Genomic DNA, 24,185 nt, shown 5'->3' on the forward strand with positions numbered 1-24,185 from the left:
TTGTATACTAGGACATATTGTCAATATTTGTTAATAAAATAGTGGCTAATTAGAGGATTTCAGGCTTGCAGGGGCAAATAAATCGTAAAAACGCTACCTTGACCAATCTGGCTGCTTACGTCGATAGTGCCGCCGTGGAGATCGACGATTTCCTTGACGACGAAGAGTCCAATGCCTAGCCCAGCTACATGGCTACGGGCTGCATTGCTGGCGCGATAGAAGCGGGTAAATAAGTTTGGCAAGGCCTCCGGTGGAATGCCAATCCCATGGTCGCGAATCTCGACAATCGCTTGCTGCATATTGCGGTCAACTCGCACCAGCACTTCGGTTTGTTCGGGGCTATATTTGAGGGCATTGTTGATCAAATTGATAAAAACTTGCTCCAAGCGCATTGAGTCGCCCGTGACTTGAATTGGCTGGCTGGTCAGGCATTGGTAGCTAAGCTGATGATGATCAGTTGTCAGCGCTAAATCATTGACCAAATTGTGCATCAATTGGCCAAGATCGATCTGATCGTGCTGCATATCGAGCTGGCCCATTTCAATCCGTGAAACATCGAGCAAGGCTGTAACCATTTTGTTCATGCGATTGGCTTGGGCTTCGATTGCTTGGAGCGAACGCTGGAGCCGTTCATCCTCATAGTTTAGGCGTTCTAGGCGGCGCAAGCTTAATTGTGATTGGCCAAGCAAGGTGGTCAGTGGGTTTTTCAACTCGTGCGAGGCAATCGATAAAAAGACATCACGCAACCGCACTGCATCTTGGGCTTGACGATAGAGATGGGCCTGCTCAAGCGCCAAAACCATGCGTTGACCAAGCTCCTCGGCCAATTCAAAATCAGTTTGATCAAAATCGCGTTCAGCATGCAAAAAGACAATCGCCCCACTTAGTTGATGTTGATCTTTAAATGGGATGATAATTGCAGATTGATAGCCATGCGGCAAGCCTTGATCGATAATTTGAGCGTGACCACTGGCAATTGCTGGGGCAAAAGCCTGGTGTTCGTGCCAATCGATCAAGGCTTGATCGGCACTGCTATAGCTAGTCATTGGCTCATCATCGGGATCGAGCACAAGATACAAGCCGCAGGCCGTGCTAAAACTTGGAGTTGGCACCGCAGCGCTGGTTGCTAAAACCTGGCTCAAATCAATTGTAGAAGCTAATTTATTATGTAATGTACGCAGCAACCGTTGGCCAAATTCATCGCGATAGCGCTCGGTCACATCGCGAAACACCATCACCGCGCCAATCACCTGTTGTTCGCGATCGTAAATTGGCGCGGCACTATCCTCGATGGCGACATAATCATTGCCTTGGCGCATCACCACCGAATTGCTCAAGGTGACAATTTGTTCTTGCTCCAAGGCTGTATTCACCGGATGTGCCAAGGTTTGCTTGGTGATGGGATCGAAAATCTCTGCCACTTCGTTGATCGATTTGCCCAGCGCTTGATCTTCGGGCCACCCAGTAATTGTGCTGGCAATATGGTTCATAAAGCTAATTTTGCCATTGGTATCGGTAGTTAATACTGCATCGCCAATGCTAGCGAGGGTGACGGCAAACCATTCGCGTTGATTGCGCAGCTCATTGGCAGTTTGGTCGCGGCGGCGCACATCGCGCTTGGTCAAGATCATCGTGCCAATTACAAAGGCACTAGCAATTAACGTTGCAAATGCTAAGGCCACGCTCGAGCGTAACACGTTGAGCTTGGTTTGCGATGCTCGTTCAAGCGCGCGATTATTTTCACGGATCAACAAGCCATTGACAATCTGGCGAATTGTATCCATATGCTCTTTGCCTTGATTTTCCAGCACAATAACTTGAGCTGCTTCAAAGCCTTGCGTACGTCGCAACTCGATAGTGGTAATAAGTTCTTGTTGTTGTTGTTGAATTAGGTTTTTTAAATCTGGAAGCCGCGCATGAAAAATTGGACGCGTGCTACTATGCGCTTCAATCTCAGCAATTAATCCAGGTAGCTCAATTTGGGCAATGTTGTAGGGTTCTAAATATTGCTCGCTGCCAGTAATAATAAAGCCACGTTGGCCGGTTTCTGCATCGGTTAACAAGGCTAAAAGTCGATTTAAGCGATTGGTCATCGCTTCCGATTCAATCACGTTCGCATTATTCGCTTGAATGGTTAACAGATATTGCCATGACAGAAGGCCATTGACGATAATGATAAATGCTGCTAGCATGAACCAACGAGTTAATTTGTGTGATCCTACTATTTTCATTGTAGCCATCTCAACACATTCAGACCCCACATTCAACGAGCATGAGATGCAAGCAGTTCTGCCGAATCATCGCCTAGCGAGCTTTGACCGACGTTATAACTGTCGTCAGGAAGCGCTGTTGCAGCAATTGCAACCTATGGAGTACTCGGTGTGTTTGAATTGTAGCATATTCATGCCACAGCATTTACCCCCTAGCGGTTTCAACATCCACCCATAACTGATCTGTGTAGCCTCGGCTAGCGCAATCACAGGAAGGAGCATTGTATGTTCAATGCCCAACAACGAACCGTTTTAGAACAACAAGCAGTCAAGTTGTTTTGCCAACATGTTGCAAACCCTTGGCACGGTTTCGTGCCACCTCAACGTTATGGCATTATTGATGGCGACTCGTTGCAACCACCGCAATTTCCTGCAATTAAACGTAACTCATTGGCAATCGAAGCCCATCCCGCCGATACACACTCATTCTTTGTAGTGTGTCAACGCCGCGATAATAAAGATGGCAAATGGTATCGATTACAACGCTTGTTTAACTATCAAATTCTAGCAAATTTGGCGCTTAGTTAAGCAACAATTGGCAAAAAAGAGGTCTGGCATTGGCAGAGCTTGATCAAGCTGTGCAATTTGCTATGTTTGCTTGCCAATGGATTTTAACTGGAGTACAATTTTTCCTTGGATAGAGCTTCCGTTCAGCCATTTAAGGAGTTGTGTCGTTTTGAGTAAGAAAATTCGCGTCGCCATTATCGGCGTGGGCAACTGTGCCTCATCACTCGTTCAAGGGATTGAATTTTACAAAAATGCCAATGAGAACGATCGCGTTCCTGGCCTGATGCACGTCAATCTCGGTGGCTATCACGTGAGTGATATTGAATTTACCGCTGGGATCGATATTAATATTACCAAGGTAGGCAAGGATTTGTCTGAGGCGATTTTCGCCCAGCCAAATAATACCTATAAATTTGCCGATGTGCCGCACTTGAATGTGCCAGTCTATCGTGGCATGACCCACGATGGTTTGGGCAAATATCTGACCCAAGTGATTGAAAAAGCGCCTGGCTCGACCGCAGATATTGTTAAAATTCTGCGCGATACCAAAACCGATGTTGTAATCAGCTACCTGCCAGTTGGCTCAGAAATGGCCACTAAGTGGTATGTTGAGCAAATTCTCGAAGCTGGCTGTGCCTTCATCAACTGTGTGCCAGTCTTTATTGCTAGCCAAGAATACTGGCGCAAACGCTTCGAAGAAAAGAACTTGCCAATTATTGGCGACGACATCAAATCGCAAGTTGGCGCAACCATCGTGCACCGCGTGCTGACCAACTTGTTCGAGCAACGGGGCGTTCAATTGGATCGTACCTATCAATTGAACTTTGGTGGCAACACCGACTTCTACAACATGCTCGAACGCGAACGCTTGGAATCGAAAAAGATTTCCAAGACCAACGCCGTTACCAGCCAATTGCCCTATGGCTTGCCTGACGAAAACGTCCACGTTGGCCCAAGCGATTATGTGCCTTGGTTGACCGACCGCAAGTGGTGCTATATCCGCATGGAAGGCACAACCTTTGGCAATGTGCCATTGAACGCCGAAGTCAAGCTTGAAGTGTGGGATTCGCCAAACTCTGCTGGCGTGGTGATCGATGCAATTCGCTGTGCCAAATTGGCGCTTGATCGCGGCGTTGGTGGGGCTTTGTACGCGCCTTCATCATACTTTATGAAAACCCCACCAGAACAATACACCGATGACGAAGCTCATCGCCGCACCGAAGCCTTTATTGCTAGCGAATAGTTGAGGGAGAGCATAGGGATAGAGCGTAGAACACTGTGAGGTGCTAGGGATCAGGGACTAGGAGTCAGAGGTAACGTGGCTCAACGTTTGACGTTTTTTAGCCACAGATTAGCACAGATGAACAAGATTATTCATTGATGCTTCTTTGCCTAACTACTAGCCCCTGAACCCTAGTCCCTGGCTCTGTTCTATGTTCTATGTTCTGCGGAATTATGAATACACTAAAACTGTATCGTTTGGCAATGCGTTGGTTGCCGCGCTTTCCCAATTGGCTAGTGTATGCAGCCTGCGATGTTTGTGCTCTGTTAGCATTGTTTAGCCCCAAACTCCGCCGTAACACCCGCTCGAATCTGGCTCGAGTTGCCCCCAAAACCAAAGGCCTAGCCCGTTTGTACGTGCAATGGCGCGTGGTTGCCAATGTTTTGCGTCATTATGCCGACCTTGTGCGCTTGCCAGCTTGGAGCCTTGAGCACATGCGCCAACGCTTCGATTACTCTGGCTTAGAGCATTTGCAGGCGCTGGCCGAAACTGGCGGCTTATTGGTGGTTGCCCATACTGGCGCATTTAGCACAGGGCTTTCGGTGTTGGCGGCTCATGGTTTACCCGTGGTACTGGTTGTCGAGGCCATCGAGCCACCAGAATTTTTGCACTTGGTCAAAGAGTTGCGCGAGGCTCATGGCGGCGAGTTGATTGTGCTTGGGCCAAATGCAGGCCGCGAAGTGCTCAAAGCGCTACGAGCTAAGAAAATTGTGGTTTTGGCAGGCGATCGCGATTTGGCTTCGCAAGCGATCAAAATTCCCTTTTTTGGCGAGTTGGCCGATGTGCCAATTGGTCCAGCGCGCTTGGCGTTACGTGGCTGGCCAGTGGCGCTTGGCAGTTGCGCATGGTTTGGCGCAAATGAGCCATTCTTTCGCGTCGATCCCATTCGCCATTTTCAGGCCTTGCCCACTGAAACCGCCGACCAAGCAGCAGAACGGGTAGCGCGTGAAATGCTCAGCTATTTGGAAACATGGATTGTAAACTGGCCAGAAAGTTGGGGCGTGCTCCAACCAGTTTGGCCTGAACGCACCAACGATTGAATTTCGTGCTACTATTGGGCCGATACAGGCAATCTGCTGATTCGCTGAATAACTAGCATACAAAGGAAGGCCACGCCCATGGCCACGATGCCAATGAGTGAAACCTATATTCAACCAAGCGAACCGACACGCAGCCATCCATGGCGGGTAATTATTCAAATTCCATGTTTGAACGAAGAAGAAACCTTGCCAGCGGTGTTGAATGATATTCCCTTGGATTTACCCAATGTGCATTTTGAAACCCTCGTCATCGACGATGGCTCGACTGATCGCACGGTTGAGGTAGCGCGTGAGCTTGGGGTTAACTACATTGTGCGCCATCGTGGGCGCAAAGGTCTGCCAGCAGCGTTTCAATCGGGCATGGATGCAGCGCTCAAACTTGGCGCTGATATTATTGTCAACACCGATGGCGACCATCAATATCCAGGCTCGGCGATTCCCGAGTTGATCAAGCCGATTTTAGAGGGCAAGGCCGATATTGTGATTGGCGATCGCCAAACCCAAAATGTCGAGCATTTTTCAACCCAAAAGAAATTACTGCAACGGGTTGGCAGCTGGGTCGTGCGCGTTGCCTCCGATACCGATGTGCCCGACGCGCCCAGTGGTTTTCGCGCCTACTCTAAAGAAGCTGGCTTGCGCTTGTATGTCACGAGTGAATTTTCCTATACGATTGAAAATTTAATTCAAGCTGGCAAGCGCCGCCTGCATGTTGATCATGTGGCGATTACCACTAAGCCAACCAGACCATCGCGCTTGCATCGCGGCAATTTCAATTTTGTAAAACGCCAAGGCGCGACGATTATTCGTACCTATGCCCAATATGAACCGCTAAAAACCTTCACCTACTTTGCGCTGCCGTTTTTGCTGATTGGCGGTGGCCTGCTGCTGCGCTTTATGATCTACTACCTGCTTGATCCCAATCAGACCTATACCCGCTATTTGCAATCGGTTTTTATTGGCGGCGTATTTATGATTGTTGGGATTTTGACCTTCTTTATTGGCATTTTGGCCGACTTGAGCGGTAACAATCGCCGGATCAACGAAGAAATTCTCTATCGCTTGCGCAACCTTGAAGTCGAGGTTGCCCGCCGCTCGCCACCCAATGATGGCACGGAAATTCACGAGTAGCTACGCAAATCAGAAGCCAAAAGGCAAAAGGGATCGGACTCTAGGTGTACTGGTACATCAGGTTAGCCACGTTTTGCCCCCTCACCCCAACCCCTCGCCCGTGCGCGGGCGAGGGGCTTTAACACCGTAGCTCTCCCTCAATTCCTTGGTGAGAAACGGTCGGCTCCCCCTCGCCCGCGTCCAGTGGGAGAGGAGGTTGGGGGGTGAGGGCATGCTCATCATTGTCAATCCAATGAACCATTACAGCTAGGCTATCGGGGATTATTTCGAAATTCCAACAATTGTTTCGATAGCCCATAGACCACAGCCCTGAATCCTTATCCCCGACCCCTGATCCCTGAATCCTGACCCCTTGGATTATAATAGGCCTATCGTCCCGCATTTGTTTTGGGAGGCTTGTGATGAATCAGTTTGATGATGTACGTGCCGTGTTATGCGATATGGATGGCGTATTAGTCCACGGCGCGCAAATTATTCCTGGCGCACCGGAGTTTTTGGGTCGGCTCCGCGCTTCAGGTCGCAAATTTTTAGTTTTGACCAATAACTCAATTTATACGCCGCGCGATTTGCAAGCACGTTTGGCACGCATTGGCTTGCCCTTAGAAATTGAAGATATTTATACCTCGGCCTTGGCCACCGCCAAATTTCTCGATTCGCAACGACCCAATGGCACAGCTTTCGTGATTGGCGAGGCTGGGCTGACCAATGCGCTCTACGACGTTGGCTACACCATGACCGAGCATGATCCTGATTATGTGGTGATTGGCGAAACCACATCCTATAGCTTTGAACGTATCACCCAAGCTGTGCGTTTAGTGGCTGCTGGCTCACGCCTGATCGGCACCAATCCTGATGTTTCAGGGCCATCGGAGCGCGGAATTTTGCCAGCATGTGGCGCGGTTGTGGCCTTGATTCAAGCAGCAACGAATGCGGAAGCCTATTTTGTGGGCAAACCCAACCCCGTGATGATGCGCACCGCTTTACGCACAATCGATTCGCATGCTGCCGAAGCGATGATGATTGGCGACCGCATGGACACCGATATTATTGGCGGCACCGAGGCTGGCATGCGCACCGCCCTCGTGCTTTCGGGCATGATGACCCGCTTGGATGCAGAGCGCTACCCCTATCGCCCAACCGCAATTATTGAATCAGTCGCAGAATTGTTCAATTAAACAGCAAACGTCCGCTGGTATTGCACAGCGGACGTTTGTTTCAACTACTCATTTAGACGCTGACTTTGGCGTTTGCACCGAGGCTGACAGACTGCTCACCGAGCGCTTCGGTTAATGTTTTAGCATCGATCACACTGCTATTGGCAGCAGTTGGAAAACTCCGCTCGCGCACTTCGTGGGCATATTGATTCAGCGCTTGTTCAATTGTGCTGCCCAAATCGGCGTAGCGTTTGGTGTGGCGGGGAAGATGATCGCTATACAATCCCAAAATATCGTGCCAAACTTGTACCTCGCCATCGCAACCAACCCCTGCGCCAATCCCAATCGTCGGAATATGCAGCCGCTCGGTGATTGCTTTGGCCAACGCAGCGGGAATTAACTCCAACACAATTGCAAACGCGCCAGCAGCTTCCAAGGCCAACGCATCTTCGAGCAACTGACGAGCATGAGCCACGGTTTTGCCCTGCACACGCATACCAATTTGATTGACTGATTGCGGCGTAAAGCCCAAGTGGCCCATCACGGGAATGCCCAAATCGACCAGCCGGCGCACGGTTGGGGCCATGGTCACGCCGCCTTCCAACTTAACCGCGCCACAACCGCCAAGCTGCATCAATTTGCCAGCATTTTGGATGGCCTGCTCAGGGCTGGTGTAGCTCAAAAATGTTAAATCGCTGACCACAAGGGCTTTGCTGCTGCCGCGCATCACGGCCTTGGTGTGATAGACAATTTCATCGATGGTAACGGGCACGGTCGAGCTATTGCCCTGCACAACCATACCCAACGAATCGCCCACCAAAATCAAGGGAATATCGGTGCGATCGATCAATTGGGCGCTGGTGTAGTCATAAGCAGTCACCATCACCAAGCGTTCGCCTCGATCTTTCATCCGTTGAATGTCGCTTAATTGGGTACGCATTGCTTAGCTCCTTTGCTTGGTTGATAAAGAATTGTTTAACGTTCTGATCCACGAGGGGAACGAAGAATACGAAGGCTATGGGCTATAGGCTGTTGGCTATCGGAACAATCGTTGGCATTTCAAACTCAGTTCTATCAGCCAAGAATCGTATGTTTTCTGCACTGTTGAATTAAGTTTTTTTGCCACGAATTGCACAAATATGTATTTTTTCGCCACAGATTGCCACAGATTGCTCAGATTGATTTCCCACTAGCCAACAGCCTATAGCCAATTTTCCTCGCCCCTATTTTGACTTTTGACTTTTGACTTCATACGTTCTTATGTTCTATGCTCTTTGTTCTATGTTCTGATTTTCATCCTTCATCCCTCATCCTTCTTACTTTCGCTATGTTCTATGTTCTATGCTCTATGCGCTGACTTTCATCCTTCATCCCTCATCCTTCTTAATTTCGCTATGTTCTATGCGCTGACTTTCATCCTTCATCCCTCATCCTTCTTACTTTCGCTATGTTCTATGTTCTAACAATGGTTGCGTTGCTTCAATGCAAGCGCGATACAAGCGCGCAATCTCGGGAGCATTAACATCCAGCGCCTGAAGATGGCGTTCAACTGTGCCATAATCGCCGCGGGCCAATGGGCCGGTTAATGCTTGCGGCAAACCAAGCCGTGCCAAATTCTCAACGTTATCGCGCAGCAACGGCACAAGTGCTTGCAAAGATTCAGGCCCCGACCAACCGCAAAGTTGCAGCAAATCGACCGCCCGTGCAGCGAGGGTAATGGCATAATTAGCTGAAAGCACGGCGGCACTGTGATAAAGCACTTTGTGCTCGGCCTGAATTGGGCGTGGAATTCCGCCAATGGCCTGCACAAGCTCGGCCAGCACCGCATAGAGCGCTGGCTCGGCCTCGATTGCCCAGGTAATTGCTTGGGGTAAGGGCGTTGTGCGGCTAGCAAACGGAGCCAACGGATGGCAACTAGCAACTTGCCATCCGCGCACTTGCAACGGTTGCAACACGCTACTGGTCAAGGCTCCAGAACAATGCGCCACAATGCCATTACCTTGCGGCAATATTGCGGCGAGTTCTTGGGCTAACGGGGCCAATTTATCATCGGGGATAGTCAGAAAAATAAGTTGGGCTTGGGCGAATAAAGCAGCAGGTGTTAGCACCGAGCATTCAAGCTGCTGGGCCAACATCTGGGTCGACGTTGGTGAACGTGAGGAAACGCCAGCAATCGGATAGCCAGCCTGCTTTAAGGCCAAAGCCAAAGCAGTGCCAACCTTGCCTGCGCCAAGCATGCCGACCGTCGGTCGAGCGGAAAAAGCCATAAAAAAACCTCCGCAACGCCGAATCGCGTCAGCCGAGGAGAACGAAGCACATCACTGTGTACTTACCATCTCGGTCGGGTGCGATCCAAGTGGTGTTTGAAACCAGAAAACGAACCAGTGCTTCCCGCCAACAATGGTCGAGAGCATGATCATTGTAGCACGTTCTGTTAAATGTCAATCCAGTCAAAATTTGTGCGCTTCGTGGATCATGAGTTCAACGCAGAGGCGCAAAGGAACCGAAGGATGAAGGATGAAGGATGAGGGATGAAAAGAGCATAGAACATATGAATAAGGTTATAGGCTGTGGGCTATTTCGGAGGTTGCTTGAAATGGCAACAATTGTTCCGCTAGCCTCATGCCAATAGCCTATAGCCTATCACTCTTCGCGGTTCCAATCCCCAACCCCCAACCTCAATTATAACAACCACGCCATGCTATACACAATCAAGGCTTGGGCTGGGCCATAGGTAAACCAAACTACGTCGCCAATCCCGCGCCAGTGAGCATTATTAAACAGCTGGGTTGCCAAGACTAAATCGCTCAGCAAAAAGAGCGCAGCCCCAACCGCAAAAGTCGCCATTGGCAATTGCTCCAAGGCCACGCCGGTGGCAACTCCAGTTGTGCTAGCAAGCAATAAAGCATAGGGCAAGGCAACTTGATGCAAACGGCTGCGTGAGCTATCGTGCCAAACGATCATATACCAGCCAATCGCCCCAACGATCATCCAGATGAGCCAACTCAGCCAATCAAAACGTTCGATGCGCAAGCCAGCGCTAATATAGGCAACGTGGCCCAAGCCAAACGCGCTCATCCCACCAAGCACATAATTGTTAATCGGAAAAACTTTGGCCATAAACAAATCGCCTAAAAAGCCCAAACTCATGCCAACTGCGAGCAATAAGGCCGTCAGATTGTGGGTTTGGCGCAATTGCCACCACCAACTCCAAGCTGCCACAACTAAGATCGCCGATGATCCTAAACGCCCCCAAAGCGTCATGCGCCGTGTACCCTCTGGATTGGGCCGCCCAAGCACAAACCCACCAACGAGCACAAGCGCCCAAGCGATCAATAATCCAGTCAACCAAAGCTGCATCGGAGCGGAGAGTGCGTCCATACTGACTCCTATAGTGGCTACAAAATAGTAATTTTGCACCCTTGTCTGGTCTTTTGTGGCCTATTATACTAATTGCTGCGCTTTCTGCGCATCTTTCACGACCAAAGGAGATCATCGTGAACAATTTAATTGTGCTTGGTTCTGGCACGGCACTTCCCGATGCTGAGCGTGAAAATAGTGGCTATGTTTGGCAAAGCGAGGCTGGTTTGGTCTTGCTCGATTGCGGCGGCAGCCCGTATCGCCGTATGCTCAAATATGGGCTTGATCCACGCCAACTGCGGGCGATCTTCATCTCGCACAATCACCCCGACCATCTGATGGGCCTGCCAAGTTTGTTGTTACACCTGTGGCTGGCGCAACACAATGGCGAATTGCTGGTTTTTGGCAATCAACGCACAATCGCTACTGCTGAGGCAGTCATTCAAGCAGCCGATTTGGGCATTCATGCAATTGTGCCAAGCTTTCAAACAGTAGCCGATGCTGGCGGCACAATCGAGCTACCATTCGATTTAGGCGCAAGCTTTACCAGCGCACCAACCTATCATAGCCGCCCAACCTTGGCCTTGCGCATCGATCAGCCAGGCAAACGGAGTTTGGTTTATGGAGCCGATAGTGGGCCATGCGAGGCATTGGTTGGGCTAAGCCAAGGCGCACATACCTTAATTCATGAATGCACCGTGTCAACACCGTTCGAAACCCATTCAACACCTGAACAGGCCGCGACCGCTGCCCAAAACGCTGGCGTGCAACGGCTGATTCTGACCCACTATAGCCCAATCAACACAGCGCCAGAGGCCGAAGTATTGGCCCGTGTCGCCAAGATTTTCCAAGGCGAGGTTTTGATCGCCCATGATGGCGCTGTTTTTGCATTGAGCGAGGCATAAGCATGCTAAGATAGCGTTGTGGTTACGGCCACCTCTTTTTGTGTCACTTCCCAATAAGGAGCTACGCCAATGGTTGTGCGCTTAGTTCGGTTAAAATTTGCACCCGAACATGTAGCAGAATTTCTTGCATTTTATGCTGAATGCGAGCCAACAATTCGCCATCAAGAAGGCTGTTTAGCCTTATCGCTTTTACGTGAAACTGGCGACCCAACCGCCTTTGCAACCTGGAGCACCTGGGAATCAGGCCGTGACTTGCAACGCTATCGCCGCTCGGAGTTTTTCCGTGGTTTTTGGCCACGAGTCAAATCGCTGTTGCGCGAGCCTGCCGATGCAGTTTCTTACGATGCATTAACTGGCGATGCTATTCCCGATTTTCATCCGCAGCCAACACATGGTGCTCCGTTAACGCCGCTTGCAACTGAGTAATCAAGCGCTCACGCACTGCCGGAGCCATGCTATAGCGGGCCTTAACTTTTAATGTAATCGTCGTCGTTACTGCACCAATCTCACCATCTTCGCTGATGATTTCAGGGGTTTCGATCACATCATCGCCGGGATCGCTGATCACTTGGTGCAGAACGACCATCGTTTCATCAAGTTTGGTCGTCGGCACGGTTAATTTAATGCTGGCTGGCGACCATTTGCCACGCGTAAAATTGCGAATCGTGCGAATATCGCCATTTGGCACCAGCCAAAGCTCGCCCGACTCGCCGCGAATATAGGTCATGCGCAAACTGATCCGTTCAACACACCCCACCACTTGGCGATCGCCAATCTCCACTTTATCGCCTAAAGCAAATTGATCCTCGAAAAGTAGGGTAATGCCACCCAGAAAATCGCTCACATATGGGCGGGCGCTAAAGCCCAAGCCAGCGCTAAACAAGCCCAAAAAGGTAAATAAGGCGCTTGGCTGCACAAACATGCCCAAAATCAAAAACAACGAAATTAATATCGCCAAGCCATTGGTTAACGATGAAACCAAGGCCCGCAAGGTGGTGCGCCGGCGCTCGCTCAGATTATGCCGCAACAGTTGAGCATTCGAGAGAAAAGCGCGCCGAATGATGACGCTAATTGTTCGAGCGGCTACAGCAACCACTAAAAAGGTAATTGTGCCCCGAAGAAGGTAGTATGCAATGCTATTTGCTGGTGGTAAATAGGGTTGAAGCCAATCGAACATAGGGTTCCTCTGCTAAATGTTTTGCCGAAGTATGCGGCAATTCGCATGCCACAGAGTAGCATAGGAAAGGATGAAGGATGAGGGATGAGGGAGGAAAGCAAAAGGCAAAAATCAGAAGTCAAAATCAAAAAGGGCGTAGAGGTCAGGGTCAAGGATTAACGCAGCGGCGCAGAGCGACGATGGCTAGAGGCTATTGGCTTTGGACTATCGTAACATTCTTCGGGTAATTCGGGCAATTCGTGGCTAAGAAGAACTCTCTTCGTGTAGCTTCGTGTCCTTCGTGGATCAAAACGTAACTTCATAATTCATCCCTCATATTTCATCCTTAAAAAAACGCTTCCCTGCCCTCAATCAATGAGAACAGGGAAGCGTTATGGTTGCCCAATAGTTAGAGGCTCTTGTTGAGCGTCAGCAAGAACTCATCGTTGGTACGGGTTTTGGACATGCGCGTCAGCACTAATTCGGTGCCTTCGTTTTCGCCCAACATACTCACCATCCGCCGCAAGGTCCAAACTTGGCGCAATTGCTCGGGCAAGAGCAACAATTCATCGCGCCGCGTTGAGGAGCGGGCAATATCGACTGCAGGATAGGTGCGGCGTTCAGCTAAGCGCCGTTCCAAGTGCAATTCCATGTTGCCAGTACCCTTGAATTCTTCGTAAATCACGTCGTCCATACGGCTACCAGTATCAACCAAACAGGTAGCGATGATCGTCAAGGAGCCGCCGCCTTCGATGTTACGGGCAGCACCAAAGAAGCGCTTTGGGGGGTAAAGCGCAACCGGGTCGATACCACCAGTCAAGGTTCGGCCTGATGGCGGCATATCCAAGTTGTAGGCGCGCGCCAAACGGGTGATTGAGTCCATCAAAATCACCACATCTTGGCCACCTTCGACCAAGCGTTTTGCTCGTTCGAGGGTCATTTCTGAAACTTTGGTGTGGTCTTCGACTGGCTCATCGAAGGTCGAAGCAATGACTTCGCCGCGCACTGAGCGCCGCATATCAGTTACTTCTTCTGGGCGCTCGCCAATCAACAAGACCATCAAGTGGGCATCTTGATAATTCGAGGTGATGCCATTGGCAATCGCCTTCATCAACATCGTTTTACCAGCTTTGGGGGGCGAAACCAACAAACCACGCTGGCCACGACCGATTGGCGCAATCAAATCAACCAAGCGGGTTGAGAGAATTTGTGGCTCGGTTTCCAAAATAAAGCGTTCATTGGGAAAAATCGGGGTCAATTTTTCAAAATGGGGGCGCTTGCGAGCTTGCTCAGGGTCCATGCCATTAACTAATTCAACCCGCAGCAAACTATAGTAGCGTTCACTTTCCTTGGGTGGGCGAATTTGGCCGGAGATGCGGTCGCCAGTGCGGAGGCCAAAGCGACGAATTTGGGTTTGCGAGACATACACATCATCGGGGCCAGGCAGCATCCGATCACTCCGCAGAAACCCGAAACCATCAGAAACGATGTCGAGAATCCCCGTGTTGAAAATATTGCCTGCTTGTTCAGTTTGAGCCTGAATTAATTTGTAAATGAGGTCTTGTTTCTTGAGGCGACTATAGCCAGAGATATCTAACTCCCGAGCCATTTCTTGGAGGTCGCTCAACGTTTTGTTTTCTAAATCAGCAAGGTTGACCACCGTGCTATCCTCCTACGATGAATTCTTACAGCGGGCGTGCATCATCCGACCTCTTCAAAAAATCAATGGCGTTGCGTGGCGAACTAAATAGCATAGTTCAACCAATATGCCGCACTACCATGCGTTCACGGACGTGCCCACAATGGGAAGCGATCTTGTGAGGGGATGTAACAATGAGTTGTGTTTTAAAATAGTTGGCTGCTGTTTGGAGATGTGTGAATGTGACGCTGGAAGGGGATTCCCAAATGCGTCGCACGCAGTATACCACGACTGACAAAAGCAAGCAACGCCATTTTTCGCATGACGTTGCTCAATTTTAAGCAATTTCTAACTTATGCAGCAATGATATTTTTAGTGCTCAGCAAACGGCAAATCTGAGATCCGCATCAATTTATCCCAACGGTGACGAGACTCGATGTAGCGCACTGTGCCAGAGGCCGAACGCATAACCAACGAGTGAGTGGTAGCACCCCACCCAAAAAATTGTACGCCTTTGAGAAAATCTCCGGTCGTAATTCCCGTCGCCGCCCAAAAAATATTGTCTCCTTGTACCAAATCGTTGGTCGTGTACACTTTTTCGAGATCCAAGCCATTCTGACGGGCTAGGTCGCGCTCACCATCATTGCGAGGCCAGAGCTTACATTGAATCTCGCCACCAGTACACTTCATGGCACAGGCCGAAATCACCGACTCTGGTGCTCCGCCAATGCCCATCAGAATATCTGCGGGGGCCTCAAGCATACTCGGCATGAGGCTCGCTGCAACGTCACCATGCAAAATCAGCTTAATCCGCGCTCCTAGTTCACGAATCCGCGCAATAACATCGTGATGACGGGGCCGATCAAGCACAATCACGGTTACGTCTTCGACCCGTTTTTTAAGTGCTTTGGCAACGCTTCGGATATTGTCCTCGACCGAAGCATTGATATCAATACTACCCTTGGCCGATTCGCCAACGGCAATTTTATCCATGTAGACGATTCCAGGCGGGTTGAAAAGACTGCCGCGTTCCGCCGCTGCGACGACCGCAATTGCCCCCGGCATGCCTTGCGCTAGCAAGGTCGTGCCTTCAACTGGATCGACCGCAATATCAACCTTTGGTTCGTTGCCGTTGCCGATCTGCTCGCCAATATAGAGCATTGGTGCTTCGTCTTTTTCGCCTTCGCCAATCACCACAATCCCATCCATATCGGTGGCATTGAGTGCAAAACGCATGGCATCGACCGCCGCACCATCGGCTTCGTTCTTATCGCCCCGACCCATCCAGCGGGCTGACCGTAACGCAGCCGCTTCCGTTGCCCGTTGGAGATCAAACCCCAAATTTCGCTCCAGCTTCATGCCAACCTCCTTGTTGCGCAATATCATCGCTTGCGAGCTTTACGATTATTCTAAAAATGCGATTGTACCATATTTCGCAAAGTCGGCAGCAATTGATGATTGCTAACGAGCACAATCAAATTTGTAGGATGTTGAATTAAGCGTGTGAGCCGTTGGTTCGCCTAACTGCGGCTGATAATACCATAGTTTTTTACCACAACGTAGTAGGTTCTTAGTCCTAGTGTCAATCAGCATGTGTGGGAGTTATTTGGGGGCAAAACGGCCCACCAAGGGCAACCAGCGCGTTGAGCGGACATAAATATGGCTCAGCGCACCATTACCTCGCCAGCGCACCATCGCATGTGCCAGCCCAACCCACATGCCCAAAACCGCCAGACCAACCACAAGGCCCAACCATGAGCCAACCAAATAGCCAAGCAACACCGCCAACGAAAATAAAATCAGCATAATCAAAAATTCGCTCGGGTCGTCGGCTTTGTAGGTTCTCGGGCGTTGCGGTTCGTCGGCTTTGGCTCGTGGTTTGCTCGGCTGAGCAGGATGTTGCTTAACCTTGGTTGGCAGGGCTTCGCTTTCAATCGTTGTGCTATAGCCACCCAATCCATTGCTGGAATGGGTTGCTTGCTGTTGCTGCTCACAAAACACTTGCTGCCAATCGAAGCCGGTCGTGGCCTGCGACTGTGCCCACGTTTCCAAGGCCAATTTGATCGCTGCTGGATAGCCACCAGCCAGATTGATGACTTGGTTAATGGTGGCTGGATCAGGATCAAGCTTGGCACTTTGGGTCAGGGTATCGATTAAACTGCGAACTTCGCGCTCAGGCATTGGTGGCAGCGTGATTTGGCTGAGCGTGCTTTGCAAATCAGGCGCAACTTGATCAAGCGCTTGGCTGCTGGCCGCTACGATTTGCAAAAAGCCTTGGTTAACCCAGCCACGCAGCGCACTGCGTACAACCCCAATCCAGCCCAAGCCTGCCGCTTCCAAATCGTCGAGCAACAGCAACATCGGCGGGGTATTGGTTTCGTTGAAAGCTTGGGTAAGGCTTAACTCATCATCGCCGTTGGCGCGCAAGGCCCGCAACATTGGCGAATACAGATCACGGGCATCGTTAACCCGCGTTAGGCTGAGAAAAACAACTTGGGGAGGCTCGTCAAGCACCATGGCCACTGCTTGGCCAATATGGTGCAGCAACGAGGTTTTGCCGCTGCCTTGGGGGCCGATCACTGCACATGAGCGACCAGCCGCCAAGGCTTCGTTAATTTGAACAATTTCACGCTCACGCCCAACAAAGTCGCGCGGATCGTGGATGGGTGCTGTGGAAAAATAGCTTTGTTTCATAAATTAGAGCATAGAACAAAGAGCATAGAACATAATAAAGCATTAGCTGAGCATACGTCTATGATACTCGAAACTTAGCAAGTTCCAAAGAGCTATGTTCTATGTTCTATGCTCTTTGTTCAAATTAGACAATCATCACTTCTTGATACACGCCAAAGACTTCGCGCAAGACATCGCACATTTCGCCCAAGGTGGCATAGGCATTGACCGCCGCCAAAATTGGCTCCATCAAATTGTGCTCGCCTTGCGCTGCTTGGCGCAAATCGTTCATGGCTGCCGACCAACGAGCTTGATCACGTTCGTTGCGCACTTTGTTCAAACGCGCCATGTGTTTGCTCTCGCCGTTGGGGTCCATTTGCAAAATCGGAATTTCAATTGGGTCGTCAACGGTATATTTGTTGACCCCAACAAAGCCGCGCTGGCCGCTATCGACCTCTTGCTGGAAGCGATATGACGAATCGGCGATTTGTTGTTGAATCCAGCCTTTTTCCAAAGCAGCTTCCATGCCACCTTGCTCCTCGATGCGGCGGAAGTAATCGAGACATTCTGCTTCCATGCGGTTGGTCAGGGCTTCGACAAAGTACGAGCCAGCCAACGGATCGACGGTGTTGATTACGCCGCTTTCTTCAGCAATAATTTGCTGGGTGCGCAGCGCAATTGTCACAGCTTTTTCCGATGGCAAGGCCAACGCTTCGTCCATCGCATCGGTGTGCAACGATTGCGTGCCGCCGATGACCGCTGCCAGCGCTTGAATCGCAACCCGCACAATGTTGTTTTCTGGTTGCTGGGCGGTGAGCGAAACCCCAGCTGTTTGGGTGTGAAAACGCATCCACCACGAGCGGGGATTTTTCGCACCATAGACATCGCGCATTTGGCGTGCCCAAACCCGCCGCGCCGCCCGATATTTGGCAATTTCTTCGAAGAAATCGTTGTGAGCATTGAAGAAATAGGAAATTCGTGGCGCAAAATCATCAATATTCATGCCTCGTTTGATGCAGGCTTTGACATAGGCCAAGCCATCACCAAGCGTAAAGGCCAATTCTTGGGCCGCAGTTGAGCCAGCTTCGCGAATGTGATAGCCGCTGACCGAAACCGGATTCCACTTGGGCATGTGTTGCGCAGCAAATTCAATCGTATCGACGACCAAACGCATCGATGGCGCAATTGGAAAAATATATTCGTTTTGGGCTGCATATTCTTTGAGGATGTCGTTTTGGAGTGTGCCGCCCAATTTGGCGCGCGAAATGCCGCGTTTTTCCGCCGCCGCGATATACATCGCCCAAACAATCGCTGCTGGCGAGTTAATTGTCATCGATGTGGTTACTTGATCCAATGGAATGCCATCGAACAAAATTTCCATATCAGCCAATGAGGTGACAGCCACGCCACACTTGCCAAATTCACCCTCGACCAAGGGATGATCGGTGTCGCGGCCATAGAGGGTTGGCATATCGAAGGCGGTCGAAAGCCCAGTTTGGCCTTGGCTTAGCAAATATTTGAAACGCGCATTGGTTTCTTCAGCAGTGCCAAAACCAGCAAACATGCGCATCGTCCAGAGCTTGCCGCGATAGCCAGTTGGGTGAATCCCACGGGTATAGGGAAACTCGCCAGGAAAGCTAATATCCTTGGCATAATCGGTATCGGCAATATCGAGCGGCGTATACAACCGCTGAATCGGCTCGCTTGAGACGGTGCTAAATAACGCCGGACGTTCAGGAGTTTTCTGGAGCGTCGGAGCCAGCGTTTCATCGTTCCAGCGCTCCTGCGCCGCCCGCATTTGAGCTAACTGATCGGGACTAAACATCGTCGTTTCCCCCTTGGGTTATGAAAAATCTCAACGTTCATGCGATATGCATCCATTGTAGCAAAGAAAGTCAAAGGGCAGAAATCAAAAGGCAGCAGAACAGAGAACATAGAGCATAGCTGTAATGGTACAATGGTTTGACAATCCTATTCATGTCGATCGTAGAGGTCGTATGGGAATCCATCGCAATGCCGCACTGACGGTCCGCCAACGCCAAGAACTGCAACGTCTGCGCCGCGAGGAGGGCTGGACCATTGCCCGCTTAGCCACCCATTTTCGCGTCAATCGCAGCACCGTCTTTCGCTGAATTCACCGTGACCAGCCCGACGACCGCTCGTCCGACCCCAAACGCCATGGCCGGATTGTCGTCACCGAGGCCTATCGCGATGCCAATCCGCATCACGGCATCAGCGCATCGCCCATGAACTCCAGGCCCAATTTCCAACCGCCAATAAAGCCACCATCTGGCGCATGCTGCATGCCGCTGGCCAGATTGGACCGCGCCCCAAAAAAAACGCCTAGTGTGGCACATTCCGGTTGGGCGGCATCGTGTCCAGCTCGATATTCAGGAATTACCGGCGATTCAGGGGCAGCGGGGACGCGAATACAAAATCAGTGCGATTCATCTGCGGACACGGATCAACTATTCCGAAATCCATCCGACCCAAACCAGTGCCGTGATTGCGGGGGTCCTCGCACAGGCGGTGACGCGCTTGTCGCCATTTCATCTGGTGGTCACAGATAATGCGATGATGTTCACGATGGCCTATACGGCCCATCCGCAGCGGGTCACGGCCTTTGAACGGATGATGGAGCACTTGGGATTACGGCATTGGCGGATACCCCGCCGCGCGCCGTGGCGCAATGGGTTTATTGAACGGAGTAATCGGACGGATAACGAGGAATGTTTCCATTGACAGCAGTTCGTGTCGTCGGAAGAACGGCGGTATATCCATCGCTTGTGGGAAATGCGCGACAACACGCGGCGACTGCATCAAGGGCTTGGGGCGAAACCCCCGATGCAGTGTACCGTCGCGCGTATGCCAAGGATTCCAATATCCAGTTGCTAATGCTATGAACCATTCCACATAGAACATAGAGCATAAAGCGAAAGGATGACTATGGGGCTTTTGGCTATGGGCTATCGAAACATTGCTCAGAAAGCACAGGATCATCCATCCTCCAACCAAAAGCCAATAGCCTATAGCCCATAGCCTCACTTCGTGCGCTTCGCGATCTTCGTGGTTTCATTCTTCGTGTCCTTCGTGGATCACATTTGAGGAGTTAAACAATGGCAGGATACACCGTTAACATCGAATGGGAACGCCAAGCGGCAACATTTAGCGATGGCAAATATAGCCGCGCCCATCGTTGGATTTTCGATGGCGGGCAGGTTGTGCCAGGCTCTTCGTCGCCGCATGTTGTGCCGCTACCCTACTCCGACGAACAGGCGGTTGACCCAGAGGAAGCGTTTGTGGCAGCCTTATCCAGCTGTCATATGCTCTGGTTTTTATCAATCGTGGCCGAAGCAGGCTTTGTCGTTGAGCGCTATTCCGATCAGGCGCTGGGCAAAATGGGCAAAAATAGCGCTGGCAAAATCGTCATGAGCAAAGTAAGCTTGCGCCCAAGCATAACCTGGGTCGAGCCAGCGCCTAGCGCCGAGCAAATCAAGCACTTTCACCATCAAGCCCACGATAAATGCTTTCTCGCCAACTCAGTCCATACTGAAATTAGCGTCGAGCCACAAGCCTAACGCAATAGTTGATCGAACTCCTGAGCGGCTTCATGCATTTTGCCTTGCGGCTCGCTCAGGCTCCATTCGCGCCATTGCTGGCCAAACGGCTGATCAACAAACCAACATAAAGCCTGCACCTGCGGGTTGCCACTCACTTCGCGCAAGGCATTGCTCAGCCACCCATTAGGATAGTTTTCCAGTGGCGTTTGGCCTTGCTCAGGGTGAAACGTGTTGGTAGCGGTGATATAGACCGGACGATTGGCCATACTTGGATAGCGATTGATAATCGCCAGCCAATCGCGATAGAGCCGAAACCCACGCTGCGCCTTGCCCGATTGCGCCAGATAAACATCGCGTAATGGCTCTTGGGCAGGGTCGGCGCTCTGTTCTGGCCAGCCAAAGGTGCTTACTGCAAAGCCATCGGGCGCAACATTAATTTGCTGCGCGTGCTTCAAACGAATCGTTTGATCAAGCAACACCAAGACACTATTAAAATAATTGAGCCATGGTTGATTCAGCGGGTCGGTCCAGTCACCATCTGCATCGTTGCTCCAAGGCCGCACCGGCCCGACCAGCAGCTTGAGCTGCGGATTCAAGCCGCGCATGGTTTCAATCACATTATCGTGGCGTTCAACTGCAACGCCATAACCAACCAACATGCGGGCAACCCAAGCAGGAGTTAATGGCTCTTGGGTAAGCGTGTTTTCGCCGATGCTATTGTAGCCATTGCCAATGCTATAGCCATAAACCACCTGCAAGCGTTGATCGTGGGCTAAACGCTGGCAAAAACGCAAAAAAATCGCCAAAGCAGTTTCATCATCATTCGGCGGCAAACTTTGGCCTTGGTCGTAGGCAACCCGAATAATGACCCGCAAGCCAGCTTTATGCGCTGCCGCGACTCGCGAGGCCAAGGCATCGATGCTCCACTGGCTCTCATCGGCACGCAACGCATAAGCTAATTCAATCGTCCACGCCGCGCGGCCATACCAATCGCGCTCAGGATTGGCGAACACAGCGCCAAGCAAGGTGCTTTGGCGTGGCATCGGCGTTGGCGCAGGCTGGCCAAGCATCAAACTGCCACGCTCTTGGCAGCCACGGTCGCAATCGTGATAAAAACGAATATCAGCTTGGGTCAAATTCCCTGTTGTGTTCCAACGCCATGTCCATGGGTCGCTGCCAGTGGCAAATTGCTGATCGCGGCTCAACGTCGTGCCATCAAGTGTCAAGGCCACATACACCCAAGGCTGGTTATCGCGCACATAGACCCATTGCTGATTTTGGGCATCACGCTCGAACCAAATTTGCGGCCAGCCAGCCTGTTGGTTGGTCTGAAGGACTAAATTACCGTCGATTGGCAGCAGCCAGTAGATGATTGAACCAAGAACGAGTAGGCTAAACCAACGCAATTTAGTCATAGGGCAAAATCCACCATACATGCGTGCCAGTCGGCGAGCTGGTGCTACTTTCAACCTGCAAGCTGCTATGATGGCGCGCCAAAATCTGTTTGACCAAGCTCAAGCCCAAGCCGCTGCCTTGATTATCCAGCACGCCACGATACAATGGCTCGGTTACATGCGGCAAATCAGCGGCGGCGATGCCCGGACCACTATCTTCAACACTACAACGCAACCCTTGCTCGTTGGCCTCTACGCGCACCAACACCCAATCGCCAGCCCGACAATAGCGCAAACAATTGATCAACAAATTTAACCAAACTTGTTTTAAGCGATCAGGATGGGCTAAAACTCGTTTATGCGTTGGGTCGGCCTCAAATTGCAATTCAATTTGCGCTTCGTCGGCCATCACCCAAATACTGGCAATCGCTTCTTCAGCCAGCAGCGCCACATTAACCGGCACTAACGGCAATTCTTCGCTTAATTCTAACCGATGCAATTCCAACAGATCGCGCACTAAGCGCGCCATGCGTTGGGCTTCGCGCTCCAATGTCAGCAACGAATGATCGCGCACTGTTTGCTCGCTTTGTTGGTTGCGCACAATAGCGGTATGCGCTAAAAGAGCGGTCAACGGCGTGCGCAATTCATGCGAAAGCGTGCCAATAAAGGCCCGATGTTGGGCAATTTGCTGGCGCAAAATCGGATCAGCAGTGTGCTGAATAATTGGGCGCTTGCCGCGCTGACCCAGCCACCAGCCAACGCTAGCAACCAGCCAAAGTAGCAGCAATAGCGCAAAAATCATAGCTTTGAGCGGCAGAACAATCATGGCTCACACTTCAAGCGATAGCCAAACCCACGTACCGTCTGAATTGGGTCGGCACTAGGATCAAGTTGGTTGATTTTAGCACGTAAGCGTTGCACACACACATCAACAATCCGCGAATCGCCCAAAAAGGTAGTGCCCCAAACGGTTTGCAACAAGGCCAAACGGCCCCAAACATGGCTCGGCTGACGCATTAATTGCAATAAAACGCCACTTTCTTTGGGAGTTAATTCGAGCAATTGTTCATCCCACCAAGCGCGCTGCAATTCGCAATCGAAGCGCAATTTGCCGCATTCCAATGCGCCAAGCGTTTCGCGTTGATGTTGGGCCAAGCGCAAAATTGCCCGTACCCGCGCCAATAATTCAGCTGGCGCAAACGGCTTGGTCAGATAATCATCAGCGCCAACCGTCAGGCCTTCAACCCGATCATTCAATTCATCACGCGCCGAAAGCATTAAAATTGGCAAATATTGGCTGCTTTGGCGAATTTGGCGACACAACTCAAAGCCATCGCCATCTGGCAACATTAAATCGAGAATCACCAAGCTTGGCGGATTAAATGCCTGCAATTGCGCCCGCGCCTGAGCCACACTTGCAGCCTGAGCAATCTCATAGCCTGCTTGCTCCAACAAGGTGCTCACCCCACTTAAAATTGCTGGATCATCATCGACAATCAGGATGCGACCACTCATAGCCCAAAACCTCCAAACTGTTGCATAGGGCTATTTTAGCCATAAAACCCTCTTCTCAGCAGCACATCAGCGCATTATCAGCCAATTGTTACCTAATTGTTACACATGGGTGCTAGGCAGCTGCGTAGGAAGTTGCTACAATACGCAGTGAGGGGTGCGAATTAGTTAGTGTGTGGAAGTGATATGTGGTGGTTGATCGGGTAGCATTGCTACCCTTTTTAATTTAATCCACGAAGGTCACGAAGCTGAGAAACCGCGAAGATCGCGAAGGCCATATTAGCGAGAGGCTAGAGGATTGCAGCCATGGTCTGGTCCCTCACCCCCAGCCCCCTCACCTCACAAGGGTAGGTTCTCAGCAATTGGTCGGATGTAGAGCGTTCCCTCACCCCCCAACCCCCTCTCCCACTGAAACGCGGGCGAGGGGGAGCCGACCATTTTTCACCAAGGAATTGCGACAGAACCATGGTGTTAAAGCCCCGCGCACGGGAGAGGGGTTGGGGTGAGGGAATCTTCACACCGACCCTTGTAAGCCAGCTCACTCGCCCAGTGGATGGACGCTCTAGCCAAAAGCCTACAGCCCACAGCCCGACCCCTGATCCTGT

Annotated in this window: 22 protein-coding genes; 10 read left to right on the forward strand and 12 right to left on the reverse strand. The window is 50.9% G+C overall.

Annotated elements, in window-relative coordinates:
• Positions 1 to 59 precede the first annotated feature (59 nt).
• The gene (locus C5S61_RS15705; protein WP_164689525.1) at positions 60 to 2,192 is read right to left on the reverse strand and encodes an ATP-binding protein; all 2,133 of its coding nucleotides are present in this window, start codon (positions 2,190 to 2,192) and stop codon (positions 60 to 62) included.
• Positions 2,193 to 2,495: 303 nt separating this feature from the next.
• Between C5S61_RS15705 and C5S61_RS15710 the strand changes: the two genes are divergently transcribed.
• From C5S61_RS15710 to C5S61_RS15735, 5 genes are all read left to right on the forward strand, one after another.
• Positions 2,496 to 2,798 carry a hypothetical protein gene (locus tag C5S61_RS15710; protein WP_110516252.1) on the forward strand — a complete coding sequence of 101 codons (303 nt, stop codon included), beginning with the start codon at positions 2,496 to 2,498 and terminating at the stop codon, positions 2,796 to 2,798.
• 148 nt (positions 2,799 to 2,946) lie between these two features.
• Complete coding sequence (locus tag C5S61_RS15715; RefSeq protein ID WP_110516254.1) at positions 2,947 to 4,020, forward strand: inositol-3-phosphate synthase; 1,074 nt, start codon at positions 2,947 to 2,949, stop codon at positions 4,018 to 4,020.
• A 212-nt stretch (positions 4,021 to 4,232) separates the two neighbouring features.
• Complete coding sequence (locus C5S61_RS15720) at positions 4,233 to 5,099, forward strand: lysophospholipid acyltransferase family protein (protein ID WP_164689527.1); 867 nt, start codon at positions 4,233 to 4,235, stop codon at positions 5,097 to 5,099.
• A gap of 78 nt (positions 5,100 to 5,177) precedes the next feature.
• Positions 5,178 to 6,227, forward strand: coding sequence for a glycosyltransferase family 2 protein (locus C5S61_RS15725; RefSeq protein WP_110516258.1), 1,050 nt, complete (start codon positions 5,178 to 5,180; stop codon positions 6,225 to 6,227).
• Between the two features lie 401 nt (positions 6,228 to 6,628).
• Positions 6,629 to 7,402 carry an HAD-IIA family hydrolase gene (locus C5S61_RS15735; protein ID WP_110516261.1) on the forward strand — a complete coding sequence of 258 codons (774 nt, stop codon included), beginning with the start codon at positions 6,629 to 6,631 and terminating at the stop codon, positions 7,400 to 7,402.
• Between the two features lie 52 nt (positions 7,403 to 7,454).
• Here the strand turns inward: C5S61_RS15735 and panB are convergent, their stop codons facing one another.
• The 3 genes from panB to C5S61_RS15750 form a co-directional block, all read right to left on the reverse strand.
• Positions 7,455 to 8,321, reverse strand: a complete 867-nt coding sequence (gene panB, locus C5S61_RS15740; protein ID WP_110516263.1) for a 3-methyl-2-oxobutanoate hydroxymethyltransferase — start codon at positions 8,319 to 8,321, stop codon at positions 7,455 to 7,457.
• Between the two features lie 505 nt (positions 8,322 to 8,826).
• Positions 8,827 to 9,648: a Rossmann-like and DUF2520 domain-containing protein gene (locus C5S61_RS15745; RefSeq protein WP_110516265.1), complete on the reverse strand. Its 822-nt coding sequence runs from the start codon at positions 9,646 to 9,648 to the stop codon at positions 8,827 to 8,829.
• Positions 9,649 to 10,063: 415 nt separating this feature from the next.
• Positions 10,064 to 10,762: a lysoplasmalogenase gene (locus C5S61_RS15750; RefSeq protein WP_110516266.1), complete on the reverse strand. Its 699-nt coding sequence runs from the start codon at positions 10,760 to 10,762 to the stop codon at positions 10,064 to 10,066.
• A 116-nt stretch (positions 10,763 to 10,878) separates the two neighbouring features.
• On the opposite strand from C5S61_RS15750, the gene C5S61_RS15755 reads away from it, so the two are divergent.
• Together C5S61_RS15755 and C5S61_RS15760 are read left to right on the forward strand one after the other, a co-directional pair.
• Positions 10,879 to 11,646: an MBL fold metallo-hydrolase gene (locus C5S61_RS15755; protein WP_164689529.1), complete on the forward strand. Its 768-nt coding sequence runs from the start codon at positions 10,879 to 10,881 to the stop codon at positions 11,644 to 11,646.
• 69 nt (positions 11,647 to 11,715) lie between these two features.
• Complete coding sequence (locus C5S61_RS15760; protein ID WP_110516270.1) at positions 11,716 to 12,072, forward strand: putative quinol monooxygenase; 357 nt, start codon at positions 11,716 to 11,718, stop codon at positions 12,070 to 12,072.
• On the opposite strand, the gene C5S61_RS15765 is transcribed toward C5S61_RS15760, so the two are convergent.
• The 5 genes from C5S61_RS15765 to C5S61_RS15785 form a co-directional block, all read right to left on the reverse strand.
• The gene (locus C5S61_RS15765) at positions 12,008 to 12,823 is read right to left on the reverse strand and encodes a mechanosensitive ion channel family protein (RefSeq protein WP_110516272.1); all 816 of its coding nucleotides are present in this window, start codon (positions 12,821 to 12,823) and stop codon (positions 12,008 to 12,010) included. The two genes, C5S61_RS15760 and C5S61_RS15765, sit on opposite strands and share 65 nt — an antisense overlap.
• 388 nt (positions 12,824 to 13,211) lie before the next feature.
• On the reverse strand, positions 13,212 to 14,462 hold the full coding sequence (gene rho, locus C5S61_RS15770; RefSeq protein WP_110516274.1) for a transcription termination factor Rho: 1,251 nt from the start codon (positions 14,460 to 14,462) through the stop codon (positions 13,212 to 13,214).
• 351 nt (positions 14,463 to 14,813) lie between these two features.
• Positions 14,814 to 15,800, reverse strand: coding sequence for a class II fructose-bisphosphatase (gene glpX, locus C5S61_RS15775; RefSeq protein WP_110516276.1), 987 nt, complete (start codon positions 15,798 to 15,800; stop codon positions 14,814 to 14,816).
• A 243-nt stretch (positions 15,801 to 16,043) separates the two neighbouring features.
• On the reverse strand, positions 16,044 to 17,135 hold the full coding sequence (locus C5S61_RS15780) for an nSTAND1 domain-containing NTPase (RefSeq protein WP_110516278.1): 1,092 nt from the start codon (positions 17,133 to 17,135) through the stop codon (positions 16,044 to 16,046).
• A 124-nt stretch (positions 17,136 to 17,259) separates the two neighbouring features.
• Complete coding sequence (locus C5S61_RS15785; protein WP_110516280.1) at positions 17,260 to 18,939, reverse strand: acyl-CoA mutase large subunit family protein; 1,680 nt, start codon at positions 18,937 to 18,939, stop codon at positions 17,260 to 17,262.
• A 172-nt stretch (positions 18,940 to 19,111) separates the two neighbouring features.
• Between C5S61_RS15785 and C5S61_RS15790 the strand changes: the two genes are divergently transcribed.
• From C5S61_RS15790 to C5S61_RS15800, 3 genes are all read left to right on the forward strand, one after another.
• Positions 19,112 to 19,246: a helix-turn-helix domain-containing protein gene (locus C5S61_RS15790; RefSeq protein ID WP_164689531.1), complete on the forward strand. Its 135-nt coding sequence runs from the start codon at positions 19,112 to 19,114 to the stop codon at positions 19,244 to 19,246.
• A gap of 214 nt (positions 19,247 to 19,460) precedes the next feature.
• Positions 19,461 to 19,856, forward strand: a complete 396-nt coding sequence (locus tag C5S61_RS15795; protein ID WP_164689532.1) for a DDE-type integrase/transposase/recombinase — start codon at positions 19,461 to 19,463, stop codon at positions 19,854 to 19,856.
• A gap of 374 nt (positions 19,857 to 20,230) precedes the next feature.
• Complete coding sequence (locus tag C5S61_RS15800) at positions 20,231 to 20,692, forward strand: OsmC family protein (protein ID WP_110516287.1); 462 nt, start codon at positions 20,231 to 20,233, stop codon at positions 20,690 to 20,692.
• On the opposite strand, the gene C5S61_RS15805 is transcribed toward C5S61_RS15800, so the two are convergent.
• From C5S61_RS15805 to C5S61_RS15815, 3 genes are read right to left on the reverse strand one after another with little or no spacing between them, the layout of a single operon-like run.
• A complete protein-coding gene (locus tag C5S61_RS15805) occupies positions 20,689 to 22,089 on the reverse strand; it encodes a hypothetical protein (protein WP_110516289.1) in 1,401 nt (466 codons plus the stop codon). The two genes, C5S61_RS15800 and C5S61_RS15805, sit on opposite strands and share 4 nt — an antisense overlap.
• On the reverse strand, positions 22,082 to 22,894 hold the full coding sequence (locus tag C5S61_RS15810) for a sensor histidine kinase (RefSeq protein ID WP_110516291.1): 813 nt from the start codon (positions 22,892 to 22,894) through the stop codon (positions 22,082 to 22,084). The genes C5S61_RS15805 and C5S61_RS15810 overlap by 8 nt, the downstream gene beginning before the upstream one ends.
• Positions 22,891 to 23,583 carry a response regulator transcription factor gene (locus C5S61_RS15815; RefSeq protein WP_110516293.1) on the reverse strand — a complete coding sequence of 231 codons (693 nt, stop codon included), beginning with the start codon at positions 23,581 to 23,583 and terminating at the stop codon, positions 22,891 to 22,893. The genes C5S61_RS15810 and C5S61_RS15815 overlap by 4 nt, the downstream gene beginning before the upstream one ends.
• Positions 23,584 to 24,185: the final 602 nt, after the last annotated feature.

This window comes from Herpetosiphon llansteffanensis (assembly GCF_003205875.1).
Lineage (GTDB): Bacteria > Chloroflexota > Chloroflexia > Chloroflexales > Herpetosiphonaceae > Herpetosiphon > Herpetosiphon llansteffanensis.

Excerpts from the sequence above, each read along its gene's own strand:
- C5S61_RS15705 (WP_164689525.1), bottom strand. The coding sequence starts at position 2,192 with ATGCTAGCAGCATTTATCATTATCGTCAATGGCCTTCTGTCATGGCAA.
- C5S61_RS15710 (WP_110516252.1), top strand. The coding sequence starts at position 2,496 with ATGTTCAATGCCCAACAACGAACCGTTTTAGAACAACAAGCAGTCAAG.
- C5S61_RS15720 (WP_164689527.1), top strand. The coding sequence starts at position 4,233 with ATGAATACACTAAAACTGTATCGTTTGGCAATGCGTTGGTTGCCGCGC.
- C5S61_RS15725 (WP_110516258.1), top strand. The coding sequence starts at position 5,178 with ATGGCCACGATGCCAATGAGTGAAACCTATATTCAACCAAGCGAACCG.
- C5S61_RS15735 (WP_110516261.1), top strand. The coding sequence starts at position 6,629 with ATGAATCAGTTTGATGATGTACGTGCCGTGTTATGCGATATGGATGGC.
- panB (WP_110516263.1), bottom strand. The coding sequence starts at position 8,321 with ATGCGTACCCAATTAAGCGACATTCAACGGATGAAAGATCGAGGCGAA.
- C5S61_RS15745 (WP_110516265.1), bottom strand. The coding sequence starts at position 9,648 with ATGGCTTTTTCCGCTCGACCGACGGTCGGCATGCTTGGCGCAGGCAAG.
- C5S61_RS15750 (WP_110516266.1), bottom strand. The coding sequence starts at position 10,762 with ATGGACGCACTCTCCGCTCCGATGCAGCTTTGGTTGACTGGATTATTG.
- C5S61_RS15760 (WP_110516270.1), top strand. The coding sequence starts at position 11,716 with ATGGTTGTGCGCTTAGTTCGGTTAAAATTTGCACCCGAACATGTAGCA.
- C5S61_RS15765 (WP_110516272.1), bottom strand. The coding sequence starts at position 12,823 with ATGTTCGATTGGCTTCAACCCTATTTACCACCAGCAAATAGCATTGCA.
- glpX (WP_110516276.1), bottom strand. The coding sequence starts at position 15,800 with ATGAAGCTGGAGCGAAATTTGGGGTTTGATCTCCAACGGGCAACGGAA.
- C5S61_RS15780 (WP_110516278.1), bottom strand. The coding sequence starts at position 17,135 with ATGAAACAAAGCTATTTTTCCACAGCACCCATCCACGATCCGCGCGAC.
- C5S61_RS15785 (WP_110516280.1), bottom strand. The coding sequence starts at position 18,939 with ATGTTTAGTCCCGATCAGTTAGCTCAAATGCGGGCGGCGCAGGAGCGC.
- C5S61_RS15790 (WP_164689531.1), top strand. The coding sequence starts at position 19,112 with ATGGGAATCCATCGCAATGCCGCACTGACGGTCCGCCAACGCCAAGAA.
- C5S61_RS15800 (WP_110516287.1), top strand. The coding sequence starts at position 20,231 with ATGGCAGGATACACCGTTAACATCGAATGGGAACGCCAAGCGGCAACA.
- C5S61_RS15805 (WP_110516289.1), bottom strand. The coding sequence starts at position 22,089 with ATGACTAAATTGCGTTGGTTTAGCCTACTCGTTCTTGGTTCAATCATC.
- C5S61_RS15810 (WP_110516291.1), bottom strand. The coding sequence starts at position 22,894 with ATGATTGTTCTGCCGCTCAAAGCTATGATTTTTGCGCTATTGCTGCTA.
- C5S61_RS15815 (WP_110516293.1), bottom strand. The coding sequence starts at position 23,583 with ATGAGTGGTCGCATCCTGATTGTCGATGATGATCCAGCAATTTTAAGT.